This is a genomic window from Bacillus pfraonensis (genome assembly GCF_050768835.1).
GTDB lineage: Bacteria > Bacillota > Bacilli > Bacillales > Bacillaceae_G > Bacillus_A > Bacillus_A pfraonensis.
Genome location: NZ_JAHCDO010000036.1, coordinates 1 through 12,813, shown reverse-complemented (window position 1 = coordinate 12,813; position 12,813 = coordinate 1). Strand labels below are relative to the sequence as shown.

Annotated in this window: 9 protein-coding genes and 1 pseudogene; 7 read left to right on the top strand and 3 right to left on the bottom strand. The window is 37.4% G+C overall.

The window, feature by feature from the left end:
• Positions 1 to 29: 29 nt before the first annotated feature.
• Entirely contained in the window at positions 30 to 1,823 is a 1,794-nt protein-coding gene (locus KFD70_RS24350; RefSeq protein WP_336454327.1) for a hybrid sensor histidine kinase/response regulator transcription factor, read from the bottom strand.
• A 290-nt stretch (positions 1,824 to 2,113) separates the two neighbouring features.
• Between KFD70_RS24350 and KFD70_RS24345 the strand changes: the two genes are divergently transcribed.
• From KFD70_RS24345 to KFD70_RS24335, 3 genes are all read left to right on the top strand, one after another.
• A complete protein-coding gene (locus KFD70_RS24345) occupies positions 2,114 to 4,276 on the top strand; it encodes a serine hydrolase domain-containing protein (protein WP_336454328.1) in 2,163 nt (720 codons plus the stop codon).
• A gap of 462 nt (positions 4,277 to 4,738) precedes the next feature.
• Positions 4,739 to 5,269: an RNA polymerase sigma factor SigX gene (locus tag KFD70_RS24340; protein ID WP_336454329.1), complete on the top strand. Its 531-nt coding sequence runs from the start codon at positions 4,739 to 4,741 to the stop codon at positions 5,267 to 5,269.
• Positions 5,270 to 5,272: 3 nt separating this feature from the next.
• Positions 5,273 to 6,250, top strand: a complete 978-nt coding sequence (locus tag KFD70_RS24335) for a DUF4179 domain-containing protein (RefSeq protein WP_336454330.1) — start codon at positions 5,273 to 5,275, stop codon at positions 6,248 to 6,250.
• A gap of 366 nt (positions 6,251 to 6,616) precedes the next feature.
• Here KFD70_RS24335 and KFD70_RS24330 read toward each other — a convergent pair whose 3' ends face one another.
• Complete coding sequence (locus KFD70_RS24330; RefSeq protein ID WP_336454331.1) at positions 6,617 to 8,629, bottom strand: serine hydrolase domain-containing protein; 2,013 nt, start codon at positions 8,627 to 8,629, stop codon at positions 6,617 to 6,619.
• A gap of 575 nt (positions 8,630 to 9,204) precedes the next feature.
• On the opposite strand from KFD70_RS24330, the gene KFD70_RS24325 reads away from it, so the two are divergent.
• The 4 genes and pseudogenes from KFD70_RS24325 to KFD70_RS24310 all read left to right on the top strand — a co-directional run bounded on the left by KFD70_RS24325 (position 9,205) and on the right by KFD70_RS24310 (position 12,582).
• Positions 9,205 to 10,365, top strand: a complete 1,161-nt coding sequence (locus tag KFD70_RS24325; RefSeq protein ID WP_336454332.1) for a serine hydrolase domain-containing protein — start codon at positions 9,205 to 9,207, stop codon at positions 10,363 to 10,365.
• A gap of 363 nt (positions 10,366 to 10,728) precedes the next feature.
• Positions 10,729 to 11,027: pseudogene (locus KFD70_RS24320) on the top strand (IS4 family transposase); the annotation flags it as partial.
• A 169-nt stretch (positions 11,028 to 11,196) separates the two neighbouring features.
• Complete coding sequence (locus KFD70_RS24315) at positions 11,197 to 11,796, top strand: hypothetical protein (RefSeq protein ID WP_336454333.1); 600 nt, start codon at positions 11,197 to 11,199, stop codon at positions 11,794 to 11,796.
• 189 nt (positions 11,797 to 11,985) lie between these two features.
• Positions 11,986 to 12,582 carry a hypothetical protein gene (locus KFD70_RS24310; protein WP_336454334.1) on the top strand — a complete coding sequence of 199 codons (597 nt, stop codon included), beginning with the start codon at positions 11,986 to 11,988 and terminating at the stop codon, positions 12,580 to 12,582.
• A 124-nt stretch (positions 12,583 to 12,706) separates the two neighbouring features.
• Here KFD70_RS24310 and KFD70_RS24305 read toward each other — a convergent pair whose 3' ends face one another.
• The gene (locus KFD70_RS24305) at positions 12,707 to 12,799 is read right to left on the bottom strand and encodes an IS3 family transposase (RefSeq protein ID WP_431613448.1); all 93 of its coding nucleotides are present in this window, start codon (positions 12,797 to 12,799) and stop codon (positions 12,707 to 12,709) included.
• Positions 12,800 to 12,813 lie beyond the last annotated feature (14 nt).

The following is a 12,813-nucleotide window of genomic DNA, read 5'->3' as shown; positions in this document are numbered from 1 at the left end:
TTGAGTACTATCGGAAAGTTCTACAGCGTCTATAAGATATTCTCTGTTCGTGCTATTTTGATTGCTTCCTCGCGATTATTGACGCCGAGCTTGGAGTAAAGGTTCGAGCAGTAATTGCGTATCGTTCCCTCCGATAAAAACAGCTTAGAGGCAATTGATTTGTAGCGAAGCCCGTTCGACAGATGCTCCAGAATTTCCATCTCGCGTTTTGTAAGTCCGTACGGGTAGCTTTCCTTACTTGAGTGAATCTTTTCTAGTTGCTCACGTTGACGCTTCATCTCTTCGAAGACTCGCGTAGCGACCGATTGATCGATCCAGGTTCCTCCGTTATAAATAAGTTTCAGAGCTTCCATCATCTCTCGTGGATGAATTGACTTCAGTAAGTAGCCTTCCGCTCCGTGTTCCAATGCAGTTGCTGCTTGCAAGGAATCCTCAAACGTTGTCATGAGCACAATCTTAATATCAGGCCATCGCTGTTTCACCTCAAGTAAAGCCTCAAGTCCGTCCATTACCGGCATACGAATATCCATTAATACGATATCAGGATGGAATTGCTCACAATGTTCTAATGCTTCGCGCCCATCCTTCGCCTTACCAACGATGGTAAAATCAGTATGCTGATTTAAAACTTGCTCTAAACTGTCGGTAATAAGTGCCTGATCATCAACGATCAACAGGCGGATCGTGTCATGTACAAGTTCTGTCTGCAATGGAATATTACATATGACAAATGTTCCTTGCTCAGCTCCAGAATGAACCGACAATGTGCCGTGATATTGTTCAAGCCGTTCCTTCATCCCATTGAAACCAAATCCGAATTGAATTTCTTTCATTCCGACGCCGTTATCTTCAATCTGTAACCGAAGCTGTTTCTTATCGAAATGCAGTTGAACGGCTATCGCACTCGCCTTGCCGTGCCGAACCGCGTTTGTTAGGGATTCTTGAAGGCAACGATATAGGCAAAAGTTTATTTTTTGCATGACTAGAGTCTCATTGCCAATCACACGGAATGTAACCGTTGTACCTGTCGACTTCATAAATTCTTCGGTTAATTGTCTTAACGATTCACTTAACGAATGATTTAATGAATTATGAGAGAGCTGATGAAGATGCTTTCGGATATCATCCAGACTGTTTTGGGCAATACCGACAAGAGAATCAATTCTCTCAAACTGCGAATCTGGCACTGACGTTCTCAGTGATTCGACCCCTACAATGAGAGAGGTAAGAGTATGGCCAATTGTGTCATGCAGCTCATGTGACAGCCGGTTGCGTTCTTCTATCAGCGTAAGCTCCTCAATCCGCTTAATATGTTGCTCCAGCAACAGCTTCTGCTCTTGTATAATTTGGGCTTGCTTATGGTACTGAATTAATATATTAAATGCCATCCCAATGACAAAACCAAGGCTGCAGCTAAAGATAGACTCATATGGGAGATGATTAGCGATCCAGCTGTTCAATGCTGGGAATACGATTCCACAGAGGATACCTGTCCACACATAGCTTTTTTGAATGTTTGCTAAACCAATAATCATTACGAGTAAAATGAAAGACCAAAGCAATCCCGGCGCTACGTAGGCTAAATAAAGATAATATAGGCCTGATGCCGTGACATCGACTGCAAGATACCAGTCTTCTTTCTTATATCGGACGATTAATGGAACAAAGTAAACGACGATTGCAAGAGAAATTACAATCCAAATTGACGTATTGATTAATGATGGATGTATAAAATCAGCACTTATAATAACGAACAGCCAAAACGTTCGTACGGATACAAATATCCAATCATACCAAAACCACTTTTTCATTACTGAGAACATAGATTATGCACACCTACTCGTATTTTTTTGGAATTAACTTTCTAATGATCCAGATTTATCATGCGGTATATCTTCCAATTCGTCAATAGATAGTGGAAGGACGGTCAGAGACTGGCTGTAAAGTATGTCATATAAGATAGGTGACAGTTTATCATACGGTTTTTGTGACAGATTTACGCACGCTGTCATGAAACATTTGGTCGCTTCGTCACTATGCTATTTAACAATTTCGAAGTTAAGGTGAGGGAGTGAGGAAACAGAAAATTTCAAAATAATAGGAGAGATGTGTTATGAAATCATTCATCATTAAAAAAGGAACTGCACTTGCCTTAACAGCGACTATACTGGCTGGGACACTAGTATTACCTACTAATGGAAATGTAAACGCAATGTATAAAAAGACGCCCCCCCAACAGGCTGTTGATAAGGCTGCTAATACTAAAAATATTCCAGGTGTTATTGTTGCCGTGAAAAATGGAGATGTAAACTGGTCATATGCTTCTGGTGAGGCAAACATCGAGAGAAATCATAAGGTGGATGCTGATTCTGCTTTCAGAATTGGAAGTACAACGAAGACGTTTGTGGCTACAGTTGCATTACAGCTTGTTGGAGAGAAGAAGCTAAGTCTCGATGATACGGTAGAGAAATGGATGCCGGGGCTCGTAAAGGGTAAAGGCTATGATGGCAACAAAATTACAATTCGCCAATTGTTAAATCATACGAGCGGAATTCCAGACTTCTTGACTCCAGAGTTTAAGACTAAATTACTTGAAAATCCAAGTGGAAATTATACACCCGAACAGTTAATTGCTCGCGCTTTGGAGCTAGAGCCAGTAACAGGCTGGGCATACTCGAGCACAAATACGGTTATTGTAGGGCTTATTATCCAGAAGGTTACTGGGGAGACATATGCCGAACAAATTAAGAAACGAATTATTGAGCCACTCGCACTTAAAGAAACGTTCCTTCCCGGAAGCTCGATGGATATTCCGAAAAAAAATGCTCGTGGCTACTTGAATACAGGAGATAAATTAGTAGACATTACTGTGCTTAACCCATCGTTTGCTAACGCTGGCGGTGAAATGATTTCGACAGGAGAAGACTTGACGACGTTTTTCCGTGCCTTATTAGGTGGAAAGTTGTTGACACCGGAGATGCAGAAGGAAATGATGACTAGTACAGTTGATTCTCCGTTAGGAAAGTATGGGCTTGGCATACACGCAACAAAATTGCCGGACGGTACCGAAGTATGGGGGCATGGCGGTGGTATTCCTGGATTTACTAACTTTGCAGGAGGAACGGAAGATGGTCAACATGTTATCTCGATAAATATCAATGTACTAGGAGCGGAAAAACATATCAATAATATTTTAGCCTCAGAATTTGCAGCAAAATCAAAAAAGGAACTCACGGACAAGGAAAAGAAAAGTAAACATCGAGAAGAAGTCAAGTACGTAATGGATCAGGTGGTAACTAATAAAAAAATTCCAAGTGTCATAGCAGGTGGATTAAAGGACGGAAAGCGTTGGTCTTACGCTACAGGGACAGCGAGTTATGAGGTACCGCGCCCGGTAGAGCCAAACTTTTCATTCCGTATCGGGAGTATAACGAAAACGTTCACTGCTTCCGTTATATTGCAGTTGGTCGAGGAGAAACAATTAAACCTTGATGATTCGGTTGAAAAATGGTTACCAGGAATCGTACAGGGTAATGGGTATGACGGTAACAAAATTACGATTCGTCAGTTATTGAATCATACGAGCGGGATTGCATCCTATACAGATTTGGATATGCGAGATATTACCTTGCCTCAAAATCCATACCGTTACTATACTGCTGATGAACTTATCAGCCTGGGACTTGCCAAGCCACCTGTATTTTCACCAGGGGAGGGTTGGAACTATTCAAACACCAATACTGTGCTAGCTGGTCAAATTATTCAAAAGGCAACAGGAGATACGTATACAGAGCAAATCAGAAAACGTTTCATCGAACCACTTGGGCTAAAGGAGACATTCGTAATGGAAGCAAATCCTCATATACCAGGTGAGCATGCTACAGGATATAATATGGACAGATCGGGTCATTTGTATGATTTGACAGAAATAAATCAATCATGGGCAAATGCAGCGGGAAATATGGTTTCATCTGTCAAAGATTTAACTACCTTCTTTAGTGCGCTGTTGGGCGGAAAGCTTCTAAATCAAGAGATGATGGACCAGATGCTCACAACAGTAGATTCACCTATTGGTAAAGTCGGACTAGGAATTTATGAAGAAAAGACACTGGATGGGCAATCATATTGGGGGCACGCCGGTGGTACATTCGGGTTTGAATCGAGAGTTGGTGGCTCTCTAGGAGGGGAGCATATTTTAGTAACTTCCATCAATGCAGTCGGTCCGGAAGTCATCGAGGGTCGGAATAAAATTTTCAATAAGGAGTTTAGCCGTTAAGTTTAAAGCTGATATTGAGCCAAGGAGACTTCTTCCTCAAGGAACGTGAAGGACGTAACCAGTGAGTAGGTGAGAGATGAATTGGCTTCGGACAAGGGATGGCATTAAGCCATCTCGATTGTCCGACATATGTAAAATGTTGTTGGAAAATTTGTCAGCCAACAAATCGTCTATAGAATAAAGCACATCATAATACTATTTGATCTATTTCTATTTACAGAAGATATCTTCTTTCACATTTTTATAAAAAAATATGGTGAATTACTTATTTTTTGTACTCATGTATCTTTTGATGAGGATAAGAAGAGAAAACCAAAACAATTCTAATTTTTGCATTCATCTGATTGAAAGATGAATGCTTTATTTCGTACATAATTAAAAAAATAAAAATTTTTGTCACAAAACTTGTTTTTCTGGTTTCTATATAATACAGGCATCAAATGAGAGTGAGGTTTTATTACTATGCTAACGATAAAAAAGAAAGAAAAGCCTGTCTCGGATGTGACATTTGAAGATTTGTTTAAACAATATTACGCTTCCGCTGTGAAACAGATTATATGGATTGTCAAAAATCAAACCATTGCTGAAGAATTAGCACAAGAAGTATTCTTGCAATTATATCGAAACGATTGGAAAAAAATCGAAAACATACCTGGATGGCTTATAAAATCCTCTACTTATGTAGCGTATAACTATCTTCGATCTGAAAAACGACATCAGGCAAGAATTGATAAAAACATACAATATCATGAAGGACACCCTATTTCATCATTAGAAGATGATCGGATAAGAAAAGAAGAAATTTCAAAAGTACAAAAGGTACTTAGTAACATGAATGAACGAGATCGAACCATTTTGTTCATGAAATTTTCTGGTTTTCAATATAAAGAAATTGCTGACGTGCTTCAAATTGACATATCTTCTATTGGAACAATATTGGTCCGAGCCAAACAAAAATTTCGTAAAATCTATCAACAAGTAGAGGAGGCATAACAAATGAATTGTTATGATAAGGGATTTTTTCAAGCGTATATGGATGGGGAGCTTTCTCATAATACAAGAAAAGAATTTACAAAACATCTAGATACATGTGAAGTATGCCAAGATACATTACTAGAAATTAGTAAATTAAACCAATGGGAACATGTAATGTTAGAGGAAGAAACTATAAACTCATCACAAGACATCAACATTGATATTGATCAAGCGTGGAAAACATTTGAAAGTCGCTCAAAATTAGAAAATGTTTCTTCTATAAATCAAAAAACTGAACAGAAGAAGGGATTGTTTACAAATATGAATAAAAAATCAAAACGCTTTATGTATGCAGCGGTAGCTGTAGCAGGACTTTTTACAACAGCTATGATTCCGCAAGTACGAGTAGCAGCTACAAATGTTGCTTCCTATTTTTCAAATGAAATTTCAAATGATAAGGTCGTAAATGAAGGAAGTACAGATGAAAATGGCGTGACACAAGACAGAATGAAAGATGGTCAATTCATTCCGATGGATGAGAAAATCACAGATCAAGGTATTACGGTACATTTTAAAGAATTATATATTGCAGATTCACGTATATCTGTTCATTATAGAATTGAGAAAGCGGATGGAAGTTTAGTACCGTATGAATTTGATACAACGGGGTTAAACCTTAAAAGTGAAGGCAAGAAAAATGGACAACAAGAAGAGAATCCAGAGTATTATGAGAAAGATGGAAGCTTCTCACAATTACCATTTGTTCAAGGGGAAAATGGCTTACCACTCAAGCTAAAAGCAGCTGGGCAAGAATTAGAGCATGTAGGTATTCGTGATAAAGATCGACCAGAAAGTGTCCTTACATTTGTAGAAGGTCCTGAAGGGGAAAATTCCTTCAAGCAACCACTTACATTAGATGTAAATATAAATAAAATTGGAAAGGTAGCTGGATCTTGGAAGGGGCAAATTCAAATTGACCCTTCCAAGTTGAAAAAGTAAAACAAATTGAAATGAGAAAAAGAATAGAACGATATGTATTTAATACTAAGCTTATATTCTTTCTGGTGTTACTTACATGTATTTCATACTTGCTTTTCACTCTATCTCTTTTAATTAAATAATCACAAAAACATCCCAATAGAGTGCACTCTATTGGGATGCTTCTATAAGTCTGGCATAATGGTGTTTCAGAGTGTCCCATGGTTCCTTCTTTAAATGCAAAAACTTCAAATGCATCGGGTTATGCTTCGAATCGTTTCCGTTTCCATAAAAATCTTATAAAGTTGAATTTCTTGTTATATTTTAGCTTGATGCTGATGAGATACCATCATCCAATTTTGTTATGATTCAATTTAGGATGAATATCTACTGTCGTTTGATAGGCAGTGCATAATAGTTAAAAGCTAAATCCAGCAAGGCACTTGCTTCTTGACGCAGTAACAAATCCTTCGGACGGAAGATAAAGGATCCGTCAGCATTGATGGAAGTATCAGGGTCTAGAATTCCTTGGGAGGCAAGTGCTTGAATAGATTGGACTGCCCAGTCATCCGCCGCATCAAGCAATTTAACTTTATTAGCTTGATCAGGTTGAATCTGCTTTAAGTTTTGAATCATGGTTGCTGCGATCTGTCGGGTAATTGGAGCTGTACGGTCAAATCCAGGAATACCTATTATAAATTTCTCTTTAGCCTCTTTGGATTCATCTGGAAAACTACTCCACCCATGTGCACGTAACAAGGAATCAGCAAATTCTCCTTGTGTCATAGTACCCATCGGATCGAATAAATTACCTTTTTTAGCATCCATGATGTTTAAAGCATAAAGATTATCGATATGGCTTCTATAGTTACTCATTTGCGGGACATCCGCTAAGGACGGTTTGTTGTTAATTTTTTGTGCATCAGCCATAAAATCTAGGCTTTTAGGAGAGCTATAGTGAAAATATGTGATTTCTCCAGCTGCATTTTTTTTGAAAGCAACTTTGTTGCCTTCCGAATCTTCAAATAACAACGGATGAATCATTTTGAGAACTTGTTTTCCGGATAATCCCCCTTCCATGACCAAATTCCCATCTTCATAGGTAAAGTGGGTGCGAATTGCAGCGAAACGCGTGTTTTGGAATAAGCCCAGGTATTTATGAGCTTCCTTTTCCTCTAATGGGAGATAACTTGTTTTTGCCGCATTCTTCTTAGCAGGGAAATAGTGATCCATGAGAGCTTCATATATGTCTATACTCATAGTTGAATCATTATTGTAAGACATGAAGAATGCTGTTTTTTGTTCAGGCACTAAAATCATCAGTGATTGATGTCCAGGCATACTTCCCCCTTTTATTACAACGTGTTGACCGTTAGCAAATTTATTGAAAGGCGTTTCAAATCCAATTGTCGCAACAGGAATCGTTTTATCATCAAAAACTTGATAGGCATGCATCATATCCATGCTTTTTTTACTTATAATTTCTTTGTCTTTAAATTTTCCTTTCTGTAGTTGCATAATCATGTATTTTGACATGTCTTCCGCAGTAGATAAAATGCCTCCTTGTGGTGCATCCATTAGACCGTGCCCACTTGTTGGGATTGGATCGCCGGTGGGACCATAAGGTGTAGCCATTCTTTCAAGAAGATCAGACGTAAAGCTCATACTTGTAGATTTCATATCTAATGGTTTAAAAATATTCTTTTCCATATATTTTGAGAAAGGGGTGTTAGTAACATTCTCTACTGCTAACCCTGCGAGCGCAAATGAGACGTTGTCATACGTATAAACTTCCCCTGGTGGTCGTACCACCGTTGGCATATGTTTAGAGAAAAATTCCTTCATTGGTATACTATTATGAACGTATTTAGGTCCAGTTATCGTTGGGAGATCGGGAAAATCTACCCCGCTGGTATAAGTGAGCATATCAAACAAGGTAAGAGGTTTTCCTGTTTGATTAGGTATTTTTAATCCACCAAGATATTTTTGTACGTCTTGATCTAGTTTAAGCTTTCCTTTATCGACTTGTTGCATCACAGCCAAAGCAGTAAAAGTTTTCGAGACTGAAGCGATTTGAAAGACCGTGTCCTTAGTGACGGGGATTTTCTTTTCCTTATCGGCATATCCATACCCTTTATTGACAACGACCTTTCCATCATGAACGACGACAAAACTAGAACCATTCACATTATGCTTCTTCATTTCTTCTTCAAATAACGGATCAGCAAAAGATTCTATTTCTTTTTTATTATTGGGTCCTTTCGTCATTTGGATATTAGTCGTGGATGCCGATGGTTTTGATTTTTCTGCTTCTAATGATTGTTGGGAACATGCAGAAATCATGGTTGAAGAAGAAAGAAGAATTGTAACGATCCCCAGTTTGTTAATTGCTTGTTTCATTTTTGTACGCTCCTTTATTTGGTTGGAATTTTTTTGTTAGCGCAACGAGTTAGCGGCTCGTTAGCGTATGAACAGAGTGTAGCAAGCGGCGAGTCATAGTCGATAGTGAACTTCTGTCATATTTATAAAGAACAACAAAAATTGAGTGGATAAGGCTGTATTGATAGTTATGTCATAAATATCATGACATTTTGACACTACCGTATGTGACAGAAAAATACTTAGAATCAAGGAGCAGTTTTTAACGCATTAACAATAAATGAGGAGGGGAGATTTTCATTGTGTATGTTAAAAATATAAAGAGGTGTGAAAGGAGAAACAGATATGACCTATTTATGAAAAACAAACCAGTAACAAGAGTGTTTCAAAGAAAAGAAGTAATTTCTAGGATTAACATACATGTGGAAAAAGAGGAATTTACCGTTTATTAGGATACAATGGCGTTTGTGAAAAAATAATTAGTAAGATAATTACAAATTCAATAGTGAACTTTTGGTAGAAATGATAGCTGTGTGGTTAGTATGAAACAGCCGTCAACCATCTACACAATATGAATAGAGGAGAGGGATGACCTTATGAAAACAAGTAGGCAAATTACATGTGCAAGTTTAACCCTTTTAATAGCTGGAAGTTCCCTGCTATATACAACACCAACCTCAATTGTAAAAGCAGAGCCCAATCAAAGTGTATCTAGTTCGTTACATACAAGTACCCAACGAGATCGTACTTCTGTTCAGCAAGCAATGCGGGATACACTAGAACTTGGATATCCTGGGATACTTTATAAAATTTACAAGGATGGAAAAACATGGAGTTATGCCACTGGGATAGCGGATCTGAGAACCAAGAAACCGATGAAAACAGATTTTCGCTTTCGAATTGGCAGTGTGACGAAGACATTCATTGCAACAGTGCTACTTCAATTAGCTGGAGAGAAACGCTTGAATCTAGACGACTCCATCGAAAAGTGGCTTCCTGGTGTCATTCAAGGAAACGGATATGATAGTAAACAGATTACTATCCGGCAGATATTGAATCATACAAGTGGTATCGCTGACTACATAAAGTCAAAAGACTTTGATATTATAGATACAAAAAAATCGTATACAGCTGAAGAATTAGTTAAGATGGGGATTTCTCTTCCCCCAGACTTTGCTCCTGGAAAGGGCTGGTCTTATTCAAACACAGGATACGTATTACTGGGTATTCTTATTGAAAAAGTAACTGGAAACAGCTATGCGGAAGAGGTTGAAAATCGGATTATTGAACCGCTTGAATTGTCGAATACATTTCTACCTGGCAATTCAAGCGTGATTCCAGGCACCAAGCATGCCCGTGGATATGAAGAATATGACGGAGCAAGTGAGCTAAAAGACGTTACTTATTCTTACCCAGGTAGCTCGGATGGAGATATGATTTCTACTGCTGACGACTTAAACAAATTCTTCTCTTACTTACTCAGTGGCAAATTACTGAAGGAACAGCAACTAAAACAAATGCTTACTACAGTTCCTACAGGAATAGAAGGAATGGATGGATATGGTCTTGGAATCTATGAAATTAAGCTTCCAAATCACGTTTCTATATGGGGGCATGCAGGCGGTGTTCCAGGGTTTTCTACTCTTGCTGGAGGCACACTTGGAGGTAAGCATACATTAGCCATCAATTTAAATAGCCATAAAAATAATGGTTCTAATCCTTTTAAAAATATTTTACTTGCTGAATTTAGCAAGTAGGCAAAAAGGAAAACTGGATAAATTTTGTCATAGTTTTTATAGTTAAAAATAAACCTTTCTGGTTCAAAAAAACTTATTCTAAAAAATAATTTTGGGGGATTTTGGAATTACGGAGGCAAGCCAATGTTATTAAGCTAATAAAACAAAATACTCCCTAAAATAAAAAAAATACGCTATTCTTTCTGTAGAATCATAGAAAAGGATGGCGTATTTTTAAACTTGGGGTTAAAAAAATTCTTAAGTTGATGGACATGGGGTCACCATAGATGCCCATCAACTTAAGAGTATCAATTACCCCCTGATTGTAAAAAAACGTTACTCTTTCTAAACAAACTAGATCATTAGAAAGGATGACGTTTTTGTATGAATCTATCGATTCAGGATGAGTTTCATTTGTTCGCTGAACTCCACATATTCTTCAACAGCTTGCACAAGAGACAGGTTTTGTAAAACGTAAAAGCAAGTATGGCGCATGAGATTTGGTTGCTTTATGTATCTGGATTAGTCAACACGTAGCAAGCGATTCTCTTACTCAATTATGTAGTCAACTTTATGCAAGTACAGCTACAATCATGAGTCCAGAAGGTCTTAATCAACGTTTTAACCGATGCTCTGTTTTATTTCTGCAGCGTGTATTTTCTCTTTTAATCAAAAGTAAACTAAATGATTCGTCTTAATAACCACCCCAAACGATAAAAAGCAACTTAATTGCTACAAAAAAAAGCAAATTTTCTGTTTTTTATTTCTAAATTTTATAAATATTTACACAATTATAAAAATAACATACATTTTAGTTGTACCAAAAAAATCTTAACAAAAGGGGATGTTTGTATGTTCAAGAAATTAATTGTAGGAGCGTTAGCAACTGGTTTTGTATTAACTGGAGGACTGGGAACGATATCAGCAAGTGCAGAAAAAGATTATACGATTAAATCGTTCGACTATGTAACTGTGGATGGAAAGAATGTGGATTCTCTGGCAAAATTGAATAACAAATCCAACGAAGACGTAAAAATAACTATGGTTCTACCTAAACAAAATACAAATGGAGATTGGTTGGCTTATGGTTTTACGAGTAGAGAAAGCTTAGAGGCTTTTATCAAAAAAGATAAACAAAGATTTCAAAGCCCAGTAACGACCCTGGGTAGTGGTGCTGGTAGTACCGATTTCTATGAGCATAAAAATAAAGGTGGACAGTATATTTATTGGAGCAGTGGTTTTAAAAACTTGCCTTCTAGCTGGAATGACAGAATTTCTTCTGTAAGTACAGCTTCACCTTCTGCAAGTTATTCGACGACACTGTGGCAACATACTTCAACTCAAGGATATGGCAAAGGGGTCTTATTTAGACACTCTGATTGGTATGGTAAAACTGCTAATTTGGCTGCGGATTGGAATGATATAACTTCAGCAATTGAAATCAAAAAGTAACGAAGAACTTCAATTGATTAGGTGAAGAAGTTTTAAAATCACTATTCTTTCATGGATTTAGAAAAATGGGAGAATAGTGATTTTTTTATGTAGAGAAACAGAGTGATTATTCCTGAATATTCACGAAAATATAAAAGTAACATGCATTTTAGTTGTACAAAAAAATTTTAGTACAAAGGAGATGTTTGTATGTTCAAGAAGTTAGTTGTAGGAGCGTTAACGACTGGCTTTGTATTAACTGGAGGAATAGGAACGGTATCAGCAAGTACAGAAAAAGATTATACGATTAAATCGTTCGACTATGTAACTGTGGATGGAAAGAGTTTGGATTCTCGTGACAAATTAAATAACAAATCCAACGAAGACGTAAAAGTAACTATGGTTCTACCTAAACAAAATACAAATGGAGATTGGTTGGCTTATGGTTTTACGAGTAGAGAAAGCTTGGATGCTTTTATTGCAAAAGATAAACAAAGACGAAAAAATGAAATAAAGCCCCTAGGTAGTGGAGGTAGCGGACCTGGTAGTACCGATTTCTATGAGCATAAAAATAAAGGTGGACAGTATTTTTCTTGGAGTTATGGGTTTAAAAACTTACCTTCTAGCTGGAATGACAGACTTTCTTCTGTAAGTACAGCTTCACCTTCTGCAAGTTATTCAACGACACTGTGGGAACATACTTCAACTCAAGGATATGGCAAAGGAGTCGTATTTAGACACTCTGATTGGTATGGTATAACAGCAAATTTGGCTGACGATACAACTTCAGCAATTGAAATCAAATAATAGTGGTACAGACTAATCTCTATCCAGTTAGGTTAAATTTGTATCCACATAAACAAAAAACGCTATTCTTTTTGTAGAAATATACAGTGGTCTGACCCCATTTGGTGAGACAAAGAAAAAACACCTAGACAACATGTTTCCTATAAGCTATAGGTGACATATTATCTAATTTTCTCTGAATCCGTTCATTATTATAGTAGTGGATGTATTCCTCCACAGTTTGTATTATAC